The sequence below is a fragment of the Halalkalirubrum salinum genome, from assembly GCF_005543295.1.
Taxonomy (GTDB): Archaea; Halobacteriota; Halobacteria; order Halobacteriales; family Haloferacaceae; genus Halalkalirubrum; species Halalkalirubrum salinum.
This window is the reverse complement of sequence record NZ_SRSG01000020.1, coordinates 12822-35049: the sequence shown is the minus strand read 5'-3', so window position 1 is coordinate 35049 and position 22228 is coordinate 12822. Positions and strand designations below refer to the sequence as shown.

The 22228-nt window shown below is 59.6% G+C and carries 21 protein-coding genes and 1 tRNA gene; 14 read left to right on the top strand and 8 right to left on the bottom strand.

Annotated elements, in window-relative coordinates; all coding sequences use genetic code 11:
- Positions 1-64 precede the first annotated feature (64 nt).
- Complete coding sequence (locus E5K03_RS08070) at positions 65-3052, top strand: FAD-binding and (Fe-S)-binding domain-containing protein (protein ID WP_138006265.1); 2988 nt, start codon at positions 65-67, stop codon at positions 3050-3052.
- Between the two features lie 113 nt (positions 3053-3165).
- Positions 3166-3294, top strand: a complete 129-nt coding sequence (locus E5K03_RS17690) for a hypothetical protein (RefSeq protein ID WP_265338719.1) — start codon at positions 3166-3168, stop codon at positions 3292-3294.
- Between the two features lie 22 nt (positions 3295-3316).
- Here E5K03_RS17690 and asd read toward each other — a convergent pair whose 3' ends face one another.
- The gene (gene asd, locus E5K03_RS08065) at positions 3317-4357 is read right to left on the bottom strand and encodes an aspartate-semialdehyde dehydrogenase (protein WP_138006262.1); all 1041 of its coding nucleotides are present in this window, start codon (positions 4355-4357) and stop codon (positions 3317-3319) included.
- 409 nt (positions 4358-4766) lie between these two features.
- Here asd and E5K03_RS08060 point away from each other — a divergent pair, with 409 nt between their 5' ends.
- From E5K03_RS08060 to E5K03_RS08040, 5 genes are all read left to right on the top strand, one after another.
- Complete coding sequence (locus E5K03_RS08060) at positions 4767-5312, top strand: CBS domain-containing protein (RefSeq protein ID WP_138006259.1); 546 nt, start codon at positions 4767-4769, stop codon at positions 5310-5312.
- A 180-nt stretch (positions 5313-5492) separates the two neighbouring features.
- Positions 5493-6611 carry a branched-chain amino acid ABC transporter permease gene (locus E5K03_RS08055; RefSeq protein WP_138006256.1) on the top strand — a complete coding sequence of 373 codons (1119 nt, stop codon included), beginning with the start codon at positions 5493-5495 and terminating at the stop codon, positions 6609-6611.
- Positions 6612-6700: 89 nt separating this feature from the next.
- Entirely contained in the window at positions 6701-8014 is a 1314-nt protein-coding gene (locus tag E5K03_RS08050; RefSeq protein ID WP_138006368.1) for a branched-chain amino acid ABC transporter permease, read from the top strand.
- Positions 8007-8855, top strand: coding sequence for an ABC transporter ATP-binding protein (locus E5K03_RS08045; protein WP_138006253.1), 849 nt, complete (start codon positions 8007-8009; stop codon positions 8853-8855). Before E5K03_RS08050 ends, E5K03_RS08045 begins: the two co-directional genes overlap by 8 nt.
- Positions 8852-9709, top strand: coding sequence for an ABC transporter ATP-binding protein (locus E5K03_RS08040; protein WP_137196046.1), 858 nt, complete (start codon positions 8852-8854; stop codon positions 9707-9709). The genes E5K03_RS08045 and E5K03_RS08040 overlap by 4 nt, the downstream gene beginning before the upstream one ends.
- 163 nt (positions 9710-9872) lie before the next feature.
- Here the strand turns inward: E5K03_RS08040 and E5K03_RS08035 are convergent, their stop codons facing one another.
- Entirely contained in the window at positions 9873-11225 is a 1353-nt protein-coding gene (locus E5K03_RS08035; protein ID WP_138006250.1) for an ABC transporter substrate-binding protein, read from the bottom strand.
- Between the two features lie 254 nt (positions 11226-11479).
- Here E5K03_RS08035 and E5K03_RS08030 point away from each other — a divergent pair, with 254 nt between their 5' ends.
- The 5 genes from E5K03_RS08030 to E5K03_RS08010 all read left to right on the top strand — a co-directional run bounded on the left by E5K03_RS08030 (position 11480) and on the right by E5K03_RS08010 (position 15500).
- Entirely contained in the window at positions 11480-12655 is a 1176-nt protein-coding gene (locus E5K03_RS08030) for a trans-sulfuration enzyme family protein (protein WP_138006248.1), read from the top strand.
- 4 nt (positions 12656-12659) lie between these two features.
- Positions 12660-13865 (top strand): M20 family metallopeptidase, encoded by a 1206-nt coding sequence (locus E5K03_RS08025; protein ID WP_138006243.1) that lies wholly within the window; start codon positions 12660-12662, stop codon positions 13863-13865.
- 43 nt (positions 13866-13908) lie between these two features.
- Positions 13909-14385 (top strand): GNAT family N-acetyltransferase, encoded by a 477-nt coding sequence (locus E5K03_RS08020; RefSeq protein ID WP_138006240.1) that lies wholly within the window; start codon positions 13909-13911, stop codon positions 14383-14385.
- A gap of 23 nt (positions 14386-14408) precedes the next feature.
- Positions 14409-14482 (top strand) — tRNA-Thr (locus tag E5K03_RS08015).
- 199 nt (positions 14483-14681) lie between these two features.
- Positions 14682-15500: a universal stress protein gene (locus tag E5K03_RS08010; RefSeq protein WP_138006237.1), complete on the top strand. Its 819-nt coding sequence runs from the start codon at positions 14682-14684 to the stop codon at positions 15498-15500.
- A gap of 285 nt (positions 15501-15785) precedes the next feature.
- Here E5K03_RS08010 and E5K03_RS08005 read toward each other — a convergent pair whose 3' ends face one another.
- The 6 genes from E5K03_RS08005 to E5K03_RS07980 all read right to left on the bottom strand — a co-directional run bounded on the left by E5K03_RS08005 (position 15786) and on the right by E5K03_RS07980 (position 20678).
- Complete coding sequence (locus E5K03_RS08005) at positions 15786-16112, bottom strand: hypothetical protein (protein WP_171006638.1); 327 nt, start codon at positions 16110-16112, stop codon at positions 15786-15788.
- On the bottom strand, positions 16109-17155 hold the full coding sequence (locus E5K03_RS08000; RefSeq protein WP_138006235.1) for an Mrp/NBP35 family ATP-binding protein: 1047 nt from the start codon (positions 17153-17155) through the stop codon (positions 16109-16111). Before E5K03_RS08000 ends, E5K03_RS08005 begins: the two co-directional genes overlap by 4 nt.
- Before the next feature lie 72 nt (positions 17156-17227).
- Complete coding sequence (locus tag E5K03_RS07995) at positions 17228-17971, bottom strand: isopentenyl phosphate kinase (protein WP_138006232.1); 744 nt, start codon at positions 17969-17971, stop codon at positions 17228-17230.
- The gene (mvk, locus tag E5K03_RS07990; RefSeq protein WP_265338720.1) at positions 17972-19030 is read right to left on the bottom strand and encodes a mevalonate kinase; all 1059 of its coding nucleotides are present in this window, start codon (positions 19028-19030) and stop codon (positions 17972-17974) included.
- 179 nt (positions 19031-19209) lie between these two features.
- Positions 19210-19962 carry a pirin family protein gene (locus E5K03_RS07985; RefSeq protein ID WP_138006227.1) on the bottom strand — a complete coding sequence of 251 codons (753 nt, stop codon included), beginning with the start codon at positions 19960-19962 and terminating at the stop codon, positions 19210-19212.
- Positions 19959-20678, bottom strand: coding sequence for a LysE family translocator (locus tag E5K03_RS07980; protein ID WP_321167626.1), 720 nt, complete (start codon positions 20676-20678; stop codon positions 19959-19961). Before E5K03_RS07980 ends, E5K03_RS07985 begins: the two co-directional genes overlap by 4 nt.
- Positions 20679-20766: 88 nt before the next feature.
- Between E5K03_RS07980 and E5K03_RS07975 the strand changes: the two genes are divergently transcribed.
- Together E5K03_RS07975 and E5K03_RS07970 are read left to right on the top strand one after the other, a co-directional pair.
- Positions 20767-21651 (top strand): VOC family protein, encoded by an 885-nt coding sequence (locus E5K03_RS07975; protein WP_138006224.1) that lies wholly within the window; start codon positions 20767-20769, stop codon positions 21649-21651.
- Positions 21652-21686: 35 nt separating this feature from the next.
- Positions 21687-22202, top strand: a complete 516-nt coding sequence (locus tag E5K03_RS07970) for a DUF7342 family protein (protein ID WP_138006220.1) — start codon at positions 21687-21689, stop codon at positions 22200-22202.
- The last annotated feature ends 26 nt before the right edge of the window (positions 22203-22228 follow it).

Here is a 22228-nt window from a genome sequence, read left to right as displayed (position 1 = left end):
GTGCGCCGAATTCATAGCTCCAGCGATACGCAAATTTATAATGATTAATTACAGTATTTAAGATATGGCAGTTGAGGATGCGGCCACATATGATATTACGGACTCCGAGCACATTCGCCCGCTGGAGACCGACGAGTGGGCCGAAGCAGCCGAGGCATTGGCCGATCGCCTCCGTGGAGAAATCAGGTTTGACGAGTACGCGCGGGTGCTGTACGCGACCGACGGGAGCATCTATCGTGCGGAGCCCGCCGGCGTCGTATTTCCCACTGATGTCGAGGACGTGCGGGTCGCGATGGAGGTCGCCGCAGCACGCGGATTGCCGGTCCTCGCTCGCGGAGCGGGGACATCGCTCGCGGGCCAGACAGTCGGTCCGGGGTGTCTCGTGCTCGATCTTTCGCGACACATGGATTCGATCCTCGAGATCGACCCGGACGCCAAGCGTGCGGTCGTCGAACCGGGCGTCGTACAGGATGACCTCGACGACGCCCTCGCACCCTACGGGCTGAAGTTCGCGCCCGATCCGGCGTCCTCGGCACGGGCGACCGTCGGCGGCGGAATCGGCAACAATTCGACAGGGGCACACTCCGTACGCTACGGGATCACCGACGCCTACACAGAATCACTCACGGTCGTGCTCGCGGATGGCTCGGTAATCGAGACCGGCGAAGTCGTTCTCGACAGCGAGGAGTGGGATCGCCTCGTCGCCGGTGACGACCGTGAAGCGGCACTGTACCGGACGGTTCGCCGACTCGTCGAGGACAACGCAGCCGAGATCGATACGCGGTATCCGACCCTGAAGCGATCGGTCTCGGGATACAACCTCCACAAGGTAATCTACGAGAACGACGCGGGTGAGGAGGTAATCAACCTCTCAAAGCTGTTTGTCGGCGCTGAGGGAACGCTTGGCGTCGTCGTTGAAGCGGAGCTGTCACTCGTGACGAAGCCAGAGCAGACAGCGCTCGCGCTGTACTGTTTTGGCGATCTGATCGAGGCGATGGCCGCAGTTCCTGTCGCGCTCACACACCCCGTGAGCGGCGTCGAACTGATGGACGACGAAGTATTCCGCCTCGCCGAAGGCTCCGCGGAGTACCACGAGTACGTCGAACAGATTCCCGAGGGAACCGCCGCGTCGCTGCTCATCGAGTTTGACGACGAGGTGATCGCGAGTGCCGATCGCGGCGACTTCGAGGACGCGATCGCCGATCTCACTGCTGACTTCGTTGACGACGGGGACGCCTTCGCCGTCAGGGAGGCCTACGACCCTGACGCGCAGGCCGAACTGTGGAAGCTTCGAAAGGCGGCGATCCCGCTTTTGATGAGCCTCGAAGGCGACGCGAAGCCGTATCCGTTCATCGAGGACGCCTCGGTCCCGCCCGAGGAACTGGCCGAGTACGTCGACGCATTTCGAGATGTCCTCGACAAACACGGCACGTCGGCGGCGTACTTCGCCCACGCCGGCAGCGGAACGCTCCACATTCGGCCGATCCTCTCGTTGAAGGAGACTGAGGGCATCGAGACGATGCACTCGATCGCCGACGATGTAACAGACCTCGTCGTCGAGCACCACGGGGCGTTCTCGGGCGAACACGGCGACGGACTCGCACGGACAGAATTCAACCCGAAAATGTACGGGCCGGCGCTCTGGTCGGCCTTTCAGGAACTGAAGACCACGTTCGATCCTGACTGGCGGATGAACCCCGGGAAGGTCGTCTACACCGACGAACATCCCACAGACATGCGGGATCACCTCCGGTACGGCGCAGACTACGAAACCACAGAGCGAGAGACGGTCCAAGACTTTTCGGAGGAAGGTGGCTTTTCGCACCTTGTGGAGCTGTGTAACGGCTGTGGAACCTGCCGGCAGACCGACTCGGGGACGATGTGTCCAACCTACCGGGCGACAGCGGACGAACAACAGTCGACCCGGGGGCGAGCGAATCTCCTCAGAGCGGCAATCAGCGGTGATCTCCCCGAGGCAGAGCTGTACAGCGATCGCTTCCAGGAGACGGTCCTCGACATGTGCGTCGGCTGTAAGGGCTGCAAGCGCGCCTGCCCGACGGGTGTTGACATGGCGAAGCTCAAAGCCGAAATCAAACACGCAACCCATGAGCGGTCGGGCTCATCGCTGCGCGATCGCCTCTTCGGGCACATCGATCGGTACGCCCAACTCGCAAGCGCGGTCGCGCCGCTTTCGAACGTCGCACCACGAGTGCCTGGCGCGCGGTGGCTCATGGACCGGGTGGTTGGCATCGCCCCTAATCGAGAACTCCCGACGTTTACCCGGACGACGCTCGTCGACTGGTTCGACGAACGCGGCGGCGCAGCGGTCCCACTCGAAGACGCCGACCACAAGGTCCTGTTGTTCCCCGATACGTACACGAACTACAGCTATCCGGAGACCGGCTGCGCGGCAGTTCGCGTCCTCGAAGCCGCCGGTGTCCACGTCGACATCCCAGCCGATCTCGCGCCGAGCGGCCGGGCGGCGTACTCACTCGGATTTCTCGACGACGCCCACAAGTGTGCAGAACAGAACGTCGAGGCGCTGAAACCGAAGGTAGCGGAGGGCTGGTCCGTACTGTTCGTCGAACCGGCCGACGCCGTGATGTTTCAGGACGAGTACGGCGATCTCCTTGCTGGGGACGCTGTCCAAACTGTCGGTGCGAACGCCTACGGGGTCATGGAGTTCCTCGATGTCCACCGGATCGACGAGCGGCTCTCGGTCACATCGCCGGCCGATCGGCTGGCGTACCACGGCCACTGTAACCAGAAGGCGATCGCAAAAGATCACCATACGCCAGCTGTCCTCGATCGGCTTGGATTCGAGATCACACCGTTGGATTCGGGCTGTTGTGGCATGGCCGGCTCGTTCGGGTACGAGTCCGAACACTACGAGCTTTCTCAAGCGATCGGCTCAATCCTCTTCGAGAAGATCGACGAGAGCGAGGCCGACCGCGTGATCGCACCTGGTGGTTCCTGTCGATCGCAACTCGGCGACCGCGACGGCGAGTCGATGCCGCCGCATCCGATCTCGGTGCTCGAATCAGCGCTGTAAGCGGCCGTGCAGATCAGTTGTCTGAATATCATTACTGATACTTAGCGCGCACGCTATTAATACAGTGACGTCGAACAGCGACCAACCGCTGCGGCCCACGAGAATATCAGAACATGAATGAGAGATTGCGGTTCGGTGTCGCCGCGAGCGATCGCGGGAACCTCTCAGCGATGGCTGTGGTTATCCTGTTCGTGATCTGTATCTCGATCGCATTCGTCGTCGGAATCCACGTCTTCCTCTAAGAACCGATTCGAGGCGCTGCGCTCAGATCCAGCCTTCCTCGACGAGTAACTCACCGTTCAGGACGCTCGCCCCGGCAGCACCGCGGATCGTGTTGTGTGCAAGACAGTTATACTTCAGCCCCTGTGGCGTGGGAGTGACGCCGCCAACACTTATTTGCATTCCCTCCGCACGGTCGCGATCGAGCCGTGGCTGCGGGCGATCGGGTTCGTCGTCGCCGAACACGTGGATGAGTTGGTCGGGCGCACTCGGCAGGTCGATTCCGGGGTACGCCGCGAGTGCCTGCCGCGCCTCTGCTGGCGAAGGTTCGTCGGCAAGATCAACGAACACGCTCTCGAGATGGCCATCAAGCGTCGGGATCCGGTTGCACGAGGCGTTGACCGACGCGTCGTGCATCGACAGTTCTGCGCCGTCGAACGAGCCCAGCAGCTTTCTGGATTCAGTTTCCATTTTTGACTCCTCGCCACCGATGTGTGGAATCGCGTTGTCGATGATCTCCATCGACGTGACACCCGAGTAGCCCGCCCCTGAGACGGCCTGCAGGGTTGTTACGTCGACGCGATCGAGCCCGAACTCGTCGAGCGCCGCCAGCGTCGGCACCATCGTGATCGTCGAGCAGTTGGGGTTCTTCACGAGCGCGCCATCCCAGCCGCGATTGTCTCGCTGGACCTCAATCAGCCCGAGGTGGTCAGGGTTGATTTCGGGGATCGTCAGCGGGACGTCATCGGCCATTCGATCGTTCGAGGAGTTTGACGACATCACGTATCCCTCCTCGAGAAACGCCGGTTCGACCTCCGCAGCGACGCTGGAAGGCAGCGAGGAAAAGAGCAGATCAACGTCGTCAGAAACGTCCGCGGGATCTGTTCGACCGACCTCTATTGTGGCGATCTCTTCGGGAATCGGCGTGTTGACCCGCCATTTGGCCGCTTCGCGGTACGTCTTGCCTGCACTCTGTTCGCTCGCAGTCAACGCAGCAATCTCGAAGATTGGGTGATCGTCAAGCAGTTGAATGAACCGCTGTCCGACCGCGCCTGTCGCGCCAAGAATGCCAACTTGTACTGTCATTGCGTGTGGATGGATATCACAGGATAAGTGGGTTCGGATTTGCGCTTTTTTCGCCAAAAAATCGGGAAGGATTCGATGGCGACCGCCACAGCGCTCCATCGAATTAGAGTAACTGCAGTCAAATTGGGAGACGGCAGGTACAGTTTTTGATTTTCGCACCGAGAAGTACAGCTACAGATTATCACGTCAAGAAGCCGTGAAGTACAGCTACAGATTATCACATCAAGAAGCCGTGAAGTACGTTCTTGATTCAAAACACAACACAGAGAGGCACCTTCCACTCAAGAGTCACGAAGCGATCGGACGCTGCGAGTACCGGAAGAAAACGCCATACGTCATGGATGTACGACGGCAGAAAATATAATGATTCCGCACATAGTTTTTAGCGCGTTGGCTCGTAGATACTACCATGCACACAGATAGCACAGCACGTGATGTGATGCGCCACGAATTCGTTGGCGTGAGCGAATCGGATACGCTCGCGGATGCAGCCTCGCTGGCTGTCGAAGAGACAGCGAACTGCATTGTCGTCATGCGGGGACACGAACCGATCGGGCAGGTCTCAATTCACGAACTACTCGACGCAACGCTCGAGAGCGGATCGGCCGATCGGCCCGTCAACGAGATCATGGATGCAACGGTCCCAACGGTCCCAGATGACGCCGGACTCTCAGCAGTCCGCAAGCAGTTGGTGACAGACGATGTGGCCTCGGTACTTGTCGTCAACGGGGAGGGGCCGATTGGTGTCGTCACTGAACGGGACCTCCTGTTAGCCGTGGGCGATCCAGATACCGCCGTAAGCGATGGCCGAGTCGATCGCATGAGCGATCCCAGCTACGAAACCGAAGGAGACACAGAACCACAACACAGTATCTGTGAACTCTGTGGCTCGTTGAGCGCCGAGCTGACGCAAATCAATGGGCAGATGCGGTGTCCAAACTGTGCCGACGTGTGATAAACACATAACTCGTAGTCTCGAATCTCTGGGATTCGATATGGACATATGTCTACTGTTTTGTATCAAAATTTGTATCAACACGGTTCGGCGACCTGTAATTGATATGCAAGCGACGACGAAAGCGTTCTGAGAAGTTTTATATAATCACATCATTATCGAACTGTGTAAGAGGTACGCATGGAGACAGCAAACATAGCACAGAACGGGCGGCGGCTGGTCACAAAAAATCCGATGGCTGCCTTCCTGATTGTCGTTGGAGTAGTGTTGATTATTGACGTCGTCCGACAGCTCGCGACGGGCGATATTACGTTTGCGCGAATACTTTCTCTGGTATGGGATGGACTCATGCGAGGGTTAGTGATCGGGCTGGCTGGTATCGGGCTCTCGATGACGTATAGCATCCTGAATTTCGCGAACTTCGCACATGGGGATTACATTACCGCTGGGGCGTTCGCCGGCTGGGCGACGACGTATCTCATCGCTGGCCGGTTCGGCGCAGAGTCGAGTATCGGATCGCTACTTTTGGTCGGTGCAGGCGGCTCGGTCTTTGGTGGAGCGCTTGGAATTAACGTCGTCTCAACGCCGCTTGCAGTAGTCGCCGGACTGATCGTTGCCTGCGGATTTACGATCGCACTTGCCCTGCTTATGGATCGATTCGTGTTCAAACCAATCCGTGGGTCGGGCGGTATTCCACTCCTCATCACGAGTATCGGGGCTGCCTTCGCAATCAGATACATGCTCCGGTTTGTGTTCGATCCCGGAACGCGTGGAACGACCGCTGCTGGGGCAGTTCCAGACATCAGACCGACAATCATCGATGGATCCGTCGTGTTCACAATGCACGATCTGGCGCTCATTGTTGTTGCCGGCGGCTTGATGCTCGGCGTCCACCTGCTGTTGCAGCGGACCAAACTCGGCAAGGCGATGCGGGCCATGTCCGACGATCAGTCGCTCTCACGGATTACTGGCATTCCGACAGAGCGAGTCATCCGGGCGACGTGGATTATTGGCGGTGGACTGACCGGCGTGTCTGGCTTTATGTTTGTGCTCTGGAAGGGGACACTGAGCTGGAACGACGGCTGGCTGTTGTTGTTGCTCATCTTCGCGGCGGTCATTCTCGGGGGAATCGGATCGGTCTACGGGGCGATTGTCGGTGGACTCGTCATCGGCATCGTCGCATCGACGGCAGTGATCTGGATTCCTTCCGGGTTCGCCCGTGCAGCCGCGTTCTTCGTGATGATTCTCTTTTTGATTGTTCGTCCACAGGGAATCTTCGCAGGGAGGTCGACAGCATGACAGACACCGAACCAGACGGCGAGTACGCACAGCGCGACGACGAGGAGGCAGTGTCGCTTTTCGGCATCACGTTTCCGAATGACGGGACGATGCTGTTGGCGCTTTTATTAACAACGTACGCGCTTTATATGATCGCGGGTTTCGTCATTGGATTTCCCGTCCGAGGGCTTGTCAATCAGCTCGGCCAACTAACGTTTTGGATCGCGCTGTTTGCGATGTCCGCACTCGCGCTCAACCTCCAGTGGGGATACACTGGGCTTTTCAACATCGGTATTGTGGGGTTCATGGCAACCGGCGTGTACGTGACGGCGATCCTCTCGAAGCCGGTATATGGTACTGGAACGAGCGCAGCCCAAGTCGGTGGATTGGGGTTGCCGCTCTCTGTCGGCATCGTCGGCGGCGTGCTCGCGGCAGGGCTGCTCGGCTTTCTCGCCGCGCTTCCGGCATTGCGGCTGCGGGCGGACTACCTTGCGATCGTCACGATCGCACTGTCAGAAATTGTTCGGTTCGCGCTGCTTTCGAATACCCTCAGTGAGGGTACCGTTGGTGGCTACACCCTCGGTCTCGGCGGCGGAAATGGCCTCATCCTCGATTTCACTGATCCGCTTGAGGCACTCATCCGAGCACTGAGTCTTCCGTTCGATCTGGTGACCGGTCAAGACGGCTTCCTCTGGACGGAGATATACATCGGAATTATCGTCAACGGCATCTCGGTGTTCACTCCAGGAAACCCGAAATCGGTGATTGATACCTTCGCGTACGCGGCCGTACTGCTGTTGATCCTTGGTGGATTTTATGTCCTGCTTCGGCGCACGGGGAACTCACCGTTCGGTCGCGTCCTCAAGGCGATTCGAGAAGACGAAGACGTGACGAACGCGCTGGGTAAGAATACCAACCAGTTTAAAATCAAGTCGTTCGTGGTCGGCTGTGCGCTCATGGGGCTCATTGGCATCCTTTGGTTCGGAACGCAAGGGTCTGTCACGCCCAATACGTTCCGGCCTCGAATCACGTTCTACATCTGGATTGCGCTGATCATCGGTGGCGCAGGCTCAAACACCGGCAGCGTCATGGGCGGAGCGATCTTTGCTGCCTTCCTGTTCCAAGGACCACGCTACGCGAAAAACGTCATCGAAACCGTACTCGGCGAGCCGAGTGCGCCCTCGAGCTTTGCGCAGGCGGTCGCACCCATCCTCAGCGCGGACATCGTCCCGTTCTTCCTGTACACCGTCGACAATATGCGACAACTTCAGCTCGTGCTCATGGGCGTTGTGCTCATTGTGTTGATGCACCGCCGGCCCGACGGGTTGTTGGGTCACAGAAAAGAGATTGCTTCGAGCGTGCCGCTCGATCGTCCTGCCAGCAATAAATCACTCGCGAGCGATGGAGGTGAGACCGATGAGTGAGGCTGAGTCTCGATCTGAACCCGCCCACACGGGCACCGACGAGGAACTGGAAACAAACCGAGGAACCGCTGATGTCAACGAAATCCCGCTCTGGGTCAGAAATCTCCGTAAGACCTTCGGCGGCATCACTGCGGTCGACGATGCTGGCTTCGAGGTCGAGCGTGGGACAATGACAGGCCTCATTGGACCAAATGGGGCCGGCAAATCGACGACGTTCAACTGCATTACCGGGGTTCACACTCCCGATTCGGGGGTCGTCGAATTCAACGGAACGGACATCACCGGATTGGAACCGTACGAGGTCGCAAACCGCGGCCTCGTTAGAACGTTTCAGATCGCTCGCGAGCTCTCTGAGATGACCGTTCTCGAAAACATGTTGGTCGCACCGAAAAACCAACGCGGCGAAAAGCTGTGGCGATCGGTGCTGGCCCGCGAAGACGTGAATCAACAGGAATACGAACTTGTCGAGCGGGCCTGGGAGACGTTGGATTTCTTCGACATCGATCACCTCGCCGAGGAGTACGCCGGCAATCTCTCGGGGGGACAACGAAAGCTGCTCGAACTCGCGCGGGCACTTTTGACCGATCCGGATATGTTGCTGCTCGACGAGCCGTTCGCCGGCGTCAACCCGACGCTCGAAGAGCGCCTCCTCGAGCACATCCACGACCTGCGTGATCAGGGATACACGTTCCTCATCGTCGAACACGACATGGACCTCATTATGCAAAACTGCAGTAAAGTCATCGTCATGCACCAAGGTAACATCCTCACGGAGGGAACACCCGATCAAGTTCGGAACAACGAGCAGGTTATCGAGGCGTACCTCGGAGGTGAGGTATGAGCGACGCAGACGCCGCCGCGTCCGATCGAGGCGCAGACGAGGAGACGCAGGCGGATGTAGACGCGAATACGGCGGATGACCACGCTGAGAACAGTGAGACGGATGCTGCTGAGCCGACATCGGCTGCGACGGAGATCACGCTCTACGAAGACAGCCTGCTGTCGATCCGGGACCTGGACGCCGGCTACGGCGATCTACAGATCCTCACTGACGTTGATCTCGACGTCAACGATGGCGAGTACGTGACGATCGTCGGCCCAAACGGGGCCGGCAAGTCGACGGTGATGAAATCCGTGTTCGCGATCACAGACCTGATGGGTGGATCAGTCGTCTTTGATGGGGCGGACATCACCGGAACCAAACCGGAGGATATCATCCACCTTGGACTCGGATACGTGCCCCAAAACGACAACGTGTTCCCCTCGCTGTCGGTTATCGAAAATCTCGAAATGGGTGCGTACATCCTCGATGAGGTGCCAGAGGACCGGCTTCGTGACGTGTTCGATCGATTCCCGATCCTCGAAGAACGAAAACACCAGAAGGCGGGAACGCTTTCTGGCGGCCAACAGCAGATGCTCGCAATGGGTCGTGCGCTGATGTTGGATCCAAAGCTATTGTTACTCGACGAGCCCTCGGCGGGGCTTGCCCCTGATCTGGTCGACGAGATGTTCGATCGGATCGACGAGATCAACGCCGACGGAACTGCGATCATGATGGTCGAACAGAACGCAAAGAAGGCGCTTCGGCGCTGTGATCGCGGCTACGTCTTTGTCGACGGCAAGAACCGCTACGAGGACGAGGGGCTGACCCTGTTGAACGATCCGCAGGTGCGACAGGACTTCCTCGGCGGCTGAACCACCCGTACAGCTCGCACAACAGTATCGTGTCGATGCGATCGTCCAACAGGGCGGTCCGCACCTGCGGCGATCAAACTGCAGTCGGTCGATCGGCCGATCGATACCTGTCGCTTCTTGACCTTGGTTAAAAAAAGTACGTTGGTGCGTATCGACGCCAGACTTACGAAGACATCGCCTCGTTGACGACCGAGGAGTACGAGGATTCACCTTGGTTGAACGCAGTTTCACCCAGGATACTCCCGTCGAACTCGTCTTCGAAGACCCCCGAGAACCGCTCAGAGAGCTGCTGTCCGTAGTCGTTGTTGACGTAGAGCGTCGAAGACGCCGATCCACCGAGGTTGTCAGAGGCAACCTGCGCCATGACGCGGCCCTGCAGCCGGTCCGAAGGCGCCGTCCGGAAGATGAAGCCGTCGTCTTCGAGGTTCGTCACCGACAGCGCAGTACTTGACGGCGAACAGCCGACGACCTCGTTCGGAATGAGAACCTCCTGACACACCGGAACATTCACGCCAGAAGACGCGGTTCCACAGATGTACGGATACCCCCCGTTGACGAGCGAGTTCGCCGCGCTGACGCCAGACTGGGAGTTCGTTTCGGTGTCTTCGAGTTGCGTGTCCACCTCGAGATCGAGATCGGAGTCGTTGACTTGCATCGCTGGAATCTCTGCAGCCTGAATCATTGGACCGCCCGTCGAAGCGAGCGAGCCGGTCTCAGGCAGTAAGATTCCGAGCATGATCTCGCGGTCGAAGCCACCGGGGCTCTCGTCCGCAGAGGGGCCAGCCCCGTCGGGCTCTCCGCCTTCGAACGTCTGGGTTTCGATGTCTGTCGTTCCGCCATCGCTGTCGAACTCCCAGAGGGCATACGCTGCCTCGGCTGGATCGCCGTTCTCGTCGAAGTTCGTCGAACTCGACGCGCCCTGATACTGGATCTCTTCACCGTTTGCGGCTGCCTCGACGCCTTCGATGAAGTTTCCGGGACCGATTTCCATCCCGCCGGGATTACAGACGTTGCGCATCTGGTCGCGGATCGCGGGTCCGGAGTTTTCGCCGGCCGCGGCGTTCGCGAGGATACCGATCGCCGCCGAGTCGTACGACTGGGAGGTGAACACACCAGGCGACTCGCCATACTCGTCCTGAAAAAGGTCTTCGAACGCCGACTGGTTCGGACCGCCCGCCGCAGGCGCGGTGCCGATGATGTTCGACATGTCATCGCCAACCTGTCCCGGAAGGTCCGGGTCCCGAAGCCCGTCCGGGATGAGAATGTCGACGTCGTCGCCGTAGGCGCTGTAGTAGTCACGGAACAATTGAATCGCATCCTCTGGATATCCGATGACGGTGAGCACATCGGGGCCGTCCGAACCGCCGTTGCCGTTCCCACCGTTACCGCCGTTGCCGTTGCCATCGTCACCGTTACCGTTACCGCCACCAGTACAGCCTGCAAGCCCGGTAATCGCGGCGGACCCAGCAAGGCCTGCCGACTTCAACACGTCGCGTCGTTGTATTTTCCGTACCATCTCGGAGTTTTGTAGAGAGTCATTCATATTAAGTCTGCCCCCATTCGATCGCCGAAAAAAGCAAAATAGCCACGAGGCGTTTGTTTTCACCAGTTTTCGAGCTCATGTATGTGGCATGAGTGCAACTATCATTTTCGAATATGTCAAGCACTACAGGTAGTAACGATCACATCAGTGCTCTGAGGGACTGTCGAATCCGAGTTGACAAACCGGACAACAAGGTATTTATTAGACTGCTTATCCAGCACTGTAGCATGACAGACCGATCGGGCTATCGGTTCGAAACCCGGCAGATCCACGCCGGCTACGAACCTGACGCCGAGGGGGCCGTGGTGCCGCCGATCTACAACAGCGTGACGTATGCGTACGAATCACCGAGCGAGGGAATCAGCGAGCACCGCTACACGCGGCTGTCGAACCCCACACGAACGGCACTCGACAGGCGGATTGCAGACCTTGCAGGGGGACAGTACGGACGGACCTTCGCCAGCGGAATGGCCGCAATAAACACGGTATTCACCGCCTGTCTCTCGAGCGGCGACCACGTCGTTGCCGGCGAAAATCTCTACGCCGAGTCACACACGCTTCTCACTCGCGTCTTTTCATCGTTTGGCGTCGAGGTGACGTTTGTCGACGCAACTGATCTCACAGCGATCGGCGACGCGATACGGCCAGAGACGGCGCTTGTTTACCTCGAAACGCCGTCGAATCCACTGTTGACAATCACCGACATTTCCGGTGTCGTCGACCGGTGTGCAGCCGCCGAAAGCGATCCAGTTGTCGCCGTTGACAACACCTTCGCCTCGCCGTATCTCCAGCGCCCACTCGAACTCGGCGCTGACATCGTCGTTGAGTCGCTGACCAAGTACGTCGCCGGTCACTCGGACGTGATGGCCGGCGCACTCGTTACGGACGATCAGGATATCGCCGAAAAGGTCGACGTCATCGCGTACAACCAAGGCGCGACGCTGAGTCCGTACGATTGTTTCCTCGTCTTCCGTGGCGCAAAAACGCTGGCAGGTCGCATGCAGACCCACTGTGAGAACGCGATGGCGATCGCCGAGTTCCTGGCGGACCACGCGGCGGTTTCGCAGGTGTACTACCCCGGACTTGCTGACCACCCGAACCACGACGTCGCCACAGCGCAGATGCATGATTTCGGCGGGATGGTAAGTCTCGAACTTGACGCGAGCTTAGAGGAGACGAGCCAGATTGTCACGAACACCGAGCTGTTCGAACTCGCAGAGTCACTCGGTGCTGTCGAGAGTCTCATCGAACAGCCGGCACCGATGACCCACCGGACGCTAAGCGCCGAGGAGCTAGAGGCCGCCGGGATCCCGACGAGTCTCGTCCGGCTGTCGGTAGGCATCGAACACCACGATGATCTCATTGCAGACCTCGATCAGGCGATCGAACGCGTCTTGGGATAAGCACATGAGCGATCGATCACCACCCTCCAAAGACGAGTCTATCGAGGAGATCGGATCGCTGGCAGCGGCGCTCGTCGAAATCCCAAGCGAGAACCCACCGGGTAACGAGAGTCCGGCTGCGAGATTCGTCCACGAGTGGCTCACCCGCGAAGGAATAACTGCCGAACTGATTGAGGAACCGGACCCAGACAGAGTGCAGGTAGCCGCACACGTCGGGACCGCAGCGGGACCAACCGTCGTGTTGAACGGCCACCTCGACGTCGTTCCGGCCGGCGATCGTGACCGGTGGTCGGTCGATCCCTACGGGGGAACAATCGAGGATGGTCGGCTATACGGCCGCGGGAGTGCGGACATGAAGACGGGGCTCGCGATCGCGATGTGTCTCCTCCGTGAGCTTGCACCAGAACTCCGAAGTGGGGATCTGCCTGGATCTGTGGTCTTTCACGCTGCCATGGGTGAAGAAACCGCAAACCCAGGGACGAAAACACTGCTCGAACGCGGGTACGGTGGCGATTTCGGGATCGTGCTCGAACCAACCGATTTCAGGGTCGCAACAAGCACAATGGGATTGGCTGTCTACCGGATCGCTGTCCACGGTGAGTCGACCCACGCAAGCCAGCCCGACACGGGCGAGAACCCGATCGACGCGGCACGCCCACTGCTTGCTGCGATCGACGACTACGACCGTGAACTCCAGCGTCGCGACACAACACTCGCTGGAGCGGCACGGGCGACGGTCACCGAGTTCGAATCTGGAGTTGGCTCGAACCTCGGTGTCATTCCCGACACCGCGACGCTTGTGCTTGATCGGCGCGTTCCACCCGGTGAGTCGATCGACGCAGTCGATTCGGAGATCCACGCGCTACTCGATCGCGTCCAAACCGATTACGGCCTCGACGCGACAATCGAACGGATACAGACGTACGAGTCGTCGTCAATTCCGATAGATCATCCCCTGGCGCGGCTGCTTCAGGAGCGATCGGTTGAGGCAGTCGGGCCTGGGGGTGGCGTCGCCGAGCCGTGGGGCATCGAGGCGGCGACCGACGCACGGAACTTCGTCAACGACGCCGGAATCCCGGCTGTGACATGGGGGCCGGGACGGCTTGAGGAAGCACACACCGCCGACGAGTCGATCTCGCTGGCCGACGCCGCGATCGGCCGAGAAATATTGACGGGCGTCGTCCGCACGCTGCTGCGAGACAAGGAATGACCGAGTGGCCATTTGCGACAGATACGGACCGAATACTGAAACGATGACACAAATCGAGCCCGCTACGACGGCGGATGCCGAGGAGATCGTCGACGCGTGGATCTCGCTTGCGACCGATCAACGCAGACACGGATCGCGGCTTCGTACGGAAGCAAACCGCGATCAGGTCCGAGAAGAGATCGCACGCGCGATTGTTTTCGACAGCGCGTTCGTCGCGCGGGTGACGGATGGATCGATCGTCGGATTCGTCACCTGCGAACTCGCCACTGGATCGTACATCGAAGACGAGACCCGCGGGGTCATCTCGAACCTCTTCGTGAAGGACGGACACAGAAACGAGGGGATTGGGACCGCGTTGCTCGATCGCGCAGAGCAGGCGCTGCAGTCGGCTGGCGCAATAGTGGTGACGATCGAAGTACTGTGGGAGAACCACGACGCTCGCCGGTTCTACGACCGGATGGGCTACGATCCACATCGCGTCGAACTGACGAAGCGATTCGAAAGCAATAACAATTCATAGCCGAATCGATAGAGTACGAACGCGCCAGGAGAGCATGGGCGGTTCATGCACTCGACTTGTAATCGAGACTTCCGGGGTTCAAATCCCCGTCCTGGCTTGGGAGACTCAGAACTGTTCTGCGGTCCGGCGATGTGAACAGACACATCTACGCAGGATATGACATTCCGTGCACGGGTGAGCGAATGTCGAAATCCGTGACTTTCAGGCTTTGTGCCACGCTAATTGGCGCTTATCGGTTCTCGTTCTGTGGGAATATTGACTAGTATTATAATCCAAAAACACAACTATCAAACGTTATGTATAGAGTACTCATTCCGGTCGACGAAAGCGAGGAACGTGCGTTCCACCAAGCACAGTACGTGTCGCAGCTTCCAAACGCGACCACCAACGTCGAGGCGACAGTCCTCTTCGTGGTATCCCCTGAGGAGTTTAGCAACGCCGACGAGGTAGAGTTCTCGGACATTGATGCTGCCGTCGGGGCGGCCAACCTTCTCGAAGGCGAGGGCGTGTCGGTGACACGAACCGTGGATGACGGCGGCGTCTCTCAACAGATCGTCCGTTCCGCTGACGAACTCGATGCTGACGAGATCGTCATGGGCGGCCGCAAGCGCTCAGGCGTCTCCCGGGTGCTGCTTGGGAGTACGGTCCAGGATGTGATGCTCTCGGCCGATCGCCCGGTTACCATTACGAGCGAGACGACCGTGCCAAGTGAAGGAATCCGACAGGTTCTCGTTCCAGTCGACGCCGACGCGGATCGCGCACAGCATCAGGCGGCGTACGTTGCGGGGCTACCCGAAGCGGCTGCGACGGTCGAAGCGACCGTGCTCGTCGTGTTCCGCCATCAGGACTACAAGGGAGCACCTCCCCACACATTCGATGAGATCGGGGCGGCCGTAGAAGCAGCTGATGTCCTCGAGGATGAGGGGATTCCTGTCGAACGTGTTGCGATCGGCGGCGAGGTGGCCCGCAAGATACTACATATGGCTGCCGAAAAAGATGCAGACAGCATCGTCATGGGCGGCCGGAAGCGATCGGGACTGCAAGAAGTACTCATGGGCAGTATCACGCAGGATGTGATGCTCTCGGCTGAGCGGCCGGTTACGATCACCGGCTAAGATGCCCTCGGCCTGGCGTCCGGTTACGATCACCGGCTAAGGTGGCTCTGGTTGAGCGGCCGATCGCTATTACCGAGTAAGATGCTTTCGGCTTCGTGGCCGATCGCTATCACCGGCCAGGATACCTCCCGGCGATCGGCTGATCGCTATCACAGGTAACGCAGAACGCCGCACCGGAGTGAGCCAATTCCTTCGATCGCGTGTGTCGGATCTGTGAGTGTCGCCGTCTTTCTTTTTGCGGTCAGTGCCGAGATTTCCCGCTGTCGTGTCTCCCGTTTTGGGGTCTTACTCTTCTGCCCTGAGTCCACCAGCCGCTTTGATCGACATAATATGTCGCATGTTCAGATAGATCTCCTCGGGAGACGTGTGCTGGTCTGGATCGTACAGATCGCTCACCCGATAGAGGATCGCTGCCAACTGTTTGCGCTCGGTCCCTTCTCCGCGCACGTCGTCAGCAATCGCCCGAAGTGTGCGCATCCGTTCTGGATCGGGCTCGAATTCCGCGTCGCTGTCGGGCGCGACGATCGGATCGAGTCCTGCGGCCTCGATCGCGTCCGGTTCGCTGTCCTCGTCTAGCGGTTCATCGGCGTTTTCTGATGAATCACGAGTCATTCCCGCGTGGCCTCCCGCCGGCGGACAATACCGACGTTATTCGCGACGTTTTCGACCATCACGCGAAACGCATTGCCGGTCTCTGAGTCTTCGCGGAGGACGATCGGATCCCCGCCGTCGCCGCCAGTTCTGACGTCCGGATCGAGCGGGATCGCACCTAAAAATGGGAGGCCCTCTTCGTCTGCGAGTGCCCGTCCGCCGCCGGAGCCGAACACGTCGTGACGGCCGCCACAGTCCGGACACAGAAAGCCCGACATGTTCTCGACGATGCCGAGGACGTTTGTCTGGTGTTTGCCGAACATCCGGAGTCCCTTGTTCGCATCATCGAGGGCAACCTGCTGGGGCGTTGTGACGATCACTGCGCCCGTGAGCGGCAGCGTTTGCAGGACCGTTAGCTGGGTGTCGCCAGTTCCCGGCGGCAGATCGAGCACCATGTAGTCGATTTCGCCCCACTCGACATCTTCGACCAGCTGGGTGAGAAGCTTGTGTACCATCGGACCGCGCCAGATGACCGGATCATCGGGGCCGACGAGGAAGTCCATACTCATGAGCTTCATGCCGTAGCGCTCTGGCGGAATGATGGTCTCGTCTGTGGTCGCTTCGGGGCGATCGTCGGCGGCGACCATCCGCGGCACGTTCGGGCCGTAGATGTCGGCGTCGAACAGCGCGACCCGCGCGCCGAGCGCCGACAGTCCGGCAGCGAGATTCACCGCAACGGTGGACTTGCCGACGCCGCCTTTGCCCGAGGCGACCGCGATGATGTTTTTTACACCGGGCAGTACGGCCTCGTCTGCTCCGACTACGTCAGGAAGTTTCGCCGTCAGGTCGATCTCATAGCCGGTATCAGAAAGCGCCGATCGCACGCCAGCGGCGATCTCATTTTCGTGGGGGGCAAACGGCGCACCGAGCGCAAGCGAGATGCGAATGGTCTGTGTCTCCTCGTCGATCTCGATCGCGTTCACCAGTCCAAGCGAGACAATATCGTCGTCGAGATCCGGATCGGATACCTCCGAGAGTCGAGCCGAAACGTCCGAGCGATCCATGTTCGTACGTCCGACAGCGGGGCGAATAAGGCTGTTGTCCACGGATCGAACGCCGCGTGGAATGGCTGCCCGCTATGTCGATCGATCAACAAGCGTTCCCGGCGACTCGCCAGCTAAAAACGCTGAGAGCGCGTGCGGGCCAAAAATAGACGCGGGCGTCTCAAGTTCCAACAGCGCGCGAACTTTCCCCGCCATGCCGCCACTCACGTCGGTCGACTCGCTGGCACCGAGAGCAGATTCGACCGCCCCGAAGGAACTGATTGTTGATATCACCTCACCGTCCTCGTCGAACACGCCGGGGACCGTCGAGCAGATCCCGACTCGATCAGCCGACAACGCAGCTCCGAGGTGGGTGACGATCTCGTCGCCGCTCAAGACAGTCACTCCAGCTCCTTCGTGGGCGATAACGTCGCCGTGGACGACCGGGACGAATCCCGTGTCTATGAGCCGGCGCACAGCGCCAACGGGAAACGACAAGGCCCCCTCGGTGTCGCGGCTGGCGATCGATAACGGATGAACCGGGAGGGCGGGGATCGATCGTTCGTGCAGCGCCGCGAGCACCGCTGCGTTGAGCCGCTTCATCGCGTCATGTATCGCATAGGCACCGGCGTAGTCGCGTGTCCCCGTCGTCGTTGATACCCCATGTTCGGCCGCATGGACGTGTCCGAAGCTCCCACCGCCGTGGACAATCACAAGCGGACGGGCTGTCGTCACGTCAGCGATCACATCGGCCGTTGCAGCGAGCGCTGCGTCATCAACCGTCTCTGGAGTGTCTTTGTCGGTGATGACGCTCCCGCCGAGTTTGAGGACGATCATCTACGGCTCCTCGACACAAACCCCTTCCATCGACAACTCCGCGCGGAACGCGTCCTCACAGCCGGGGGTGAACCGAAGTGCGGTCCGTGTCTCGGGGGTCGGATCGAGGGCGACGATGCAGCCGCCACCGCCGGCACCAGTCAGCTTCGCACCGTGGGCCTCGGCCTCGCGGGCAGCCCACACCATCGTATCGAGCGATCGCGAGGAAACCCCAAGCGCAGACAACAGGCCGTGGTTGAAGTTCATGAGCTCACCGAGCTCCGCAAGCAGTTCTGTCGGGGGCGCACCAGTTGGATCAGCATCGGCCAGCAAGGTCTCACCGTGGCGAACGATATCCCCGATCGACTCGACGGTGTCGGCTGCAAACCCGTACTCGGATTTGAGCGATCGAACGCCTGAGACGAGCGCACCTGTGTCGCCTGCGCCCCCGTCAAAGCCGACGACAATCGGCAGCCGCGGGGTTTCGATCGTTCGACAGTCCTCACCCTCAACGCGGACCGCTCCGCCCATCGTCGAACAGAACGTGTCTGCCCGAGACGCCTGCCCCTCTTGAACCTCGAACTCGGCGTGGTAGGCGCGATCGGCCACTTCGCGTTTGTCGATCGGTGAGTCGAGCGCGCGGGTTGCAGCGTCGATGATCGCTACAACAACCGCCGCCGAGGAACCGAGTCCAGCACCGAGCGGGATGTCACTTTGGATTGAGATATCAAACCCCGATTTCGGGGCGTCTGCGGCTGCCCGCGCCTGTGTCACCGCCGCATCAATGTATCCCATAGCCGCATCAACGAGTTCTGAGGAAACGTCGACATCGGGGCGTTCGCTCGTTGAGCCACGATATTCGACTGCGAATCCGTCGAGTGTGAGATCGTTGGCCTCAACCCGGACATGACCATCCTCACGAGGCTCAACACCAACGGTTGCACGTCGCTCAATCGCACACGGGATCGCCGGTTCGCCGTAGACGACCGCGTGCTCACCAAAAAGATAGACCTTGCCCGGCGCGCTTGAAACAGTCATACGCGCAGGTCGTTCGGCACCGTAATAGGGATTGTTGTCCAGTCCCTCCAGTCTGTCCCACGTGAATATGTACTCAGGTGGGCATGTTTATATCGGTGGAACAATATACTGCGCAGTGTGGTGTGCCGGTAATACGGTGTCCGCCACAGTGATCACAAGGGAACTGGGGAATGTACCAACCCGCGTGTGTCTCACGCGGGATCTGTGATCACGGTCGATTTTTATCTGCCGATCGTCCCCTGTCGGGTAATCGGTGCATCCGGGTCGATGGAGAATACAACGACAAGCGAATCCGATTTAGCAGTGATTGACAGCGGTTCATTGCCGACGAATACTGCGCTTTCGGTCGCCTCAATCGAGGAGTCAATCGCCGAAACCGCCCCGTCAAAGACGTACAAGTACGTGTCCCAGCCCGACTCCGCTGGCAACGAAACTGTCGCACCCTCAAAGAGGTTGATGTCGTAGAGATGCACATTGTTTCGAACGTAACACGGCGCGTCAGATCCCTCTGGACCGAAGACATGTCGGGGTTCGTTCGGTGCAGGTTTGGGGAGTCGTTCGTGTTGAATCCCAGGTTCGAGACCGAGGCTGTGTGGCCGGACAAAGATCTGCAGCATCCGCAGCGGCGGATCGTCAGCGAGTGTCCGTTCTTCGTGCCAGAAGCCGCTACCAGCGCTCATTACGAGCAGGTGCTCGGGGTCGGTGACGAGTTTATTTCCCTGTCGATCGTCGTGGCGCATGACTCCGCGTGGAACCCACGAGATGATCTCCTCGTTTCGGTGCTGGTGCATCCGAATCAGCGTGTCGGGGTCCATGAACGACTCGGCGATCGTCGCGAGCGGCCCGTAGCCGTGGTCGTCGTGGCCCGGGACAGCCCGGCCAGGGAAATTGAATCGGATCCGAAACGGCCCCTGGTCGACGAACGCGTCGCTCCGGGGGGCTTTGTGCAGCGTCGCTGTCGATCGAGAACTCACAGTGGCGTCTGTAGTACCTCGCCGAATATATATGCGCGGACACCACAGGCCGCTGGGGCCTGAAAACGACGGGCAATCACGCGATCGCGGTCCCCGATGCCGCAAGTCGGAGACCAAAGGCGATCAGCACACCGCCGCTGAGATACCGGATCGCCCGACGTGAGCGATCGGATTCGAGCAAGAAATGTCGGGCACGGCCCGCAAAGGTTGCGACGACGACGAGGTACAGGAGGCTGACACCTGCATACACTGCCCCGAGAAGGGGACAGCTGTGCGGGTGCGTTCGCCGCGGGCGGAACGAACTGCGGAAAGAACGCGAGCACGAACAGCGCGACCTGCGGATTCGAGACGTTGATCATGACTGCCTGTCGATACGATCGGGCGAGTGAACGGGTCTCATCTGCGATCGAATCGCGGAGTTCGAACGTCCCTTCTGCACGGATCAGCTGCACGCCGAGATACACCAGATACGCAGCCCCAACGTAGGTGACCACGAGATACGCGTCTGGCGTGGCCCGGAGGAGTGCCGCCAGCCCGACCACAGCAGCGGCGGTGTGTACCAACACCCCAGTTGCGGTGCCGGCACCGGCGACGACCCCGGCGGTGCGGCCCTCCCGGAGGCTCTGTGTCAGCGTGTAGATCGAGTCCGGTCCCGGCGTGGCGACGATCGCAAGCACCGCCGGCACGAACGACACCAGCACCGCCGGTTCGAGCATACTCCTACGCTCTGCGTCCGCTCACAAAACCGTCGTGGTTGCCGGTGATTTCCCGCGCGTTTATTTTGATGCCGATCGACTCAGGTGTATGCTTCCACCCGTGTCGATCGATCACCTCGCGAGCGCGTGGCGCGATCATCAAAGTGCTGTCGAAGAGTTTGAGAAGGTTGGACTCTCGGCCACGTTCGGCGGAACCCACGCCGACGGAACGACACAGATGTCGATGCTCCCGTTTGCCGACGGCTCGTACCTCGAGTTGATCGCGCCGACTGAATCGACCGAGCCGGGTGATACGGTTCGCTGGCCGGCGCACATCCAAACTGACGCAGGCCCGTGTGCGTGGTGTCTACGGGCTCAGGATATCACCGGAGCCGCGAAGGCCGCGATCGACGCCGGCGAGCCGATCGTCGGCCCACAGCGCGGCGGCCGAACCCGGCCGGACGAGACGACGATCGAGTGGGACGAACTGTTCGTTGGCCCCGAGCCCGATCGGTTCATGCTCCCGTTTTTCGTCCGCGATCGAACGCCCCGATCCTACCGCGTTCCGGACGCGTGGACCCATGAAGGGCCGATTACCGGTGTTGCAGAGATTGTGTTACTCGTGGAGGATACGGGGTGGATCGATCGCTTCGAACGACTCTTCGGGATTCCGACGCCGATCGAACACGCTGATTCGGCTCCCGGGCTCTCGCTTCGAACAGTTCCGGGTGCGCCGATCTCGTTTGCGAAGCCGTCGACTGAGGGAAACGAAGGTAGTGCTGAAGACGAGTCTGGACGTTTTGTTAGCCTTGCCGATCGCCTCGATCGATATCCGCCGGGACCGGCGTGCTGTCTGTTCGGTGTGGACTCGATTGAGGCCGCCCACTCCGCCTACGCACTCGGCGAATCCGAGTCGTTTGGGGGTCGGACGGTCGCGTGGTTCGAGGGGCCGATCGGCGATCGATTCGGCGTCATGGAAACCGATGGGTTCTGAAACAACTATTTGTTTCCGTGGCCGAATTACGGAGTATGACCGCTGACACGTGGGGCAATATTAACGATCATGTCACTTCGAAGTGGAAAGCTGAGACCACTCCCTTCGAACGGGTATACGAAATCATCGAGCAAACCCACGATGGACAGTCGGCCGCGACTATTGGCGAGCGTGCCCACGTCAGTGAGCCAACCGCCCGTCGACATTGCAACGCGCTCGTGAACACAGGGCTTGCCGAGACAACGGGAGACGGACAGGTCACACTGTACAAAAGAAGTGCTGACCGTGTACTTATGTCTCGAATCCGTGAACTCCGTAAAAAAGTAACCCGCGATGAGCTACTTGATGAAATCAGGAGAATGAAGTCAGAAATTGGCCAATATGAGGATCGATATGATGTGGCATCTCCCGAAGAGCTCGCTCCCAAACTTGATACCGAATCAACTACCGGATGGGAAGATCTCAGCGCCTGGAAGACGACTCGGCAAAATTTAGCGATCGCGCAAGCAACCCTTGCGTACAATGAAGCCTGCGATCAGCTTTCTGTATAAAAACACAAAATCGTCCGATCGTCCGG

What these genes read in the sequence shown, in the direction of transcription:
- E5K03_RS17690 (WP_265338719.1), top strand. Translation starts at nt 3,166, where the DNA reads ATGAATGAGAGATTGCGGTTCGGTGTCGCCGCGAGCGATCGCGGGAAC.
- E5K03_RS07975 (WP_138006224.1), top strand. Translation starts at nt 20,767, where the DNA reads ATGCTTCCACCCGTGTCGATCGATCACCTCGCGAGCGCGTGGCGCGAT.
- E5K03_RS07995 (WP_138006232.1), bottom strand. Translation starts at nt 17,971, where the DNA reads ATGATCGTCCTCAAACTCGGCGGGAGCGTCATCACCGACAAAGACACT.
- E5K03_RS08030 (WP_138006248.1), top strand. Translation starts at nt 11,480, where the DNA reads ATGACAGACCGATCGGGCTATCGGTTCGAAACCCGGCAGATCCACGCC.
- E5K03_RS08055 (WP_138006256.1), top strand. Translation starts at nt 5,493, where the DNA reads ATGGAGACAGCAAACATAGCACAGAACGGGCGGCGGCTGGTCACAAAA.
- E5K03_RS08070 (WP_138006265.1), top strand. Translation starts at nt 65, where the DNA reads ATGGCAGTTGAGGATGCGGCCACATATGATATTACGGACTCCGAGCAC.
- E5K03_RS08010 (WP_138006237.1), top strand. Translation starts at nt 14,682, where the DNA reads ATGTATAGAGTACTCATTCCGGTCGACGAAAGCGAGGAACGTGCGTTC.
- E5K03_RS08060 (WP_138006259.1), top strand. Translation starts at nt 4,767, where the DNA reads ATGCACACAGATAGCACAGCACGTGATGTGATGCGCCACGAATTCGTT.
- E5K03_RS08020 (WP_138006240.1), top strand. Translation starts at nt 13,909, where the DNA reads ATGACACAAATCGAGCCCGCTACGACGGCGGATGCCGAGGAGATCGTC.
- E5K03_RS07970 (WP_138006220.1), top strand. Translation starts at nt 21,687, where the DNA reads ATGACCGCTGACACGTGGGGCAATATTAACGATCATGTCACTTCGAAG.
- E5K03_RS08025 (WP_138006243.1), top strand. Translation starts at nt 12,660, where the DNA reads ATGAGCGATCGATCACCACCCTCCAAAGACGAGTCTATCGAGGAGATC.
- asd (WP_138006262.1), bottom strand. Translation starts at nt 4,357, where the DNA reads ATGACAGTACAAGTTGGCATTCTTGGCGCGACAGGCGCGGTCGGACAG.
- E5K03_RS08005 (WP_171006638.1), bottom strand. Translation starts at nt 16,112, where the DNA reads ATGACTCGTGATTCATCAGAAAACGCCGATGAACCGCTAGACGAGGAC.
- E5K03_RS08035 (WP_138006250.1), bottom strand. Translation starts at nt 11,225, where the DNA reads ATGGTACGGAAAATACAACGACGCGACGTGTTGAAGTCGGCAGGCCTT.
- E5K03_RS08045 (WP_138006253.1), top strand. Translation starts at nt 8,007, where the DNA reads ATGAGTGAGGCTGAGTCTCGATCTGAACCCGCCCACACGGGCACCGAC.
- E5K03_RS08040 (WP_137196046.1), top strand. Translation starts at nt 8,852, where the DNA reads ATGAGCGACGCAGACGCCGCCGCGTCCGATCGAGGCGCAGACGAGGAG.
- E5K03_RS07980 (WP_321167626.1), bottom strand. Translation starts at nt 20,678, where the DNA reads ATGCTCGAACCGGCGGTGCTGGTGTCGTTCGTGCCGGCGGTGCTTGCG.
- E5K03_RS08000 (WP_138006235.1), bottom strand. Translation starts at nt 17,155, where the DNA reads ATGGATCGCTCGGACGTTTCGGCTCGACTCTCGGAGGTATCCGATCCG.
- E5K03_RS08050 (WP_138006368.1), top strand. Translation starts at nt 6,701, where the DNA reads ATGCTGTTGGCGCTTTTATTAACAACGTACGCGCTTTATATGATCGCG.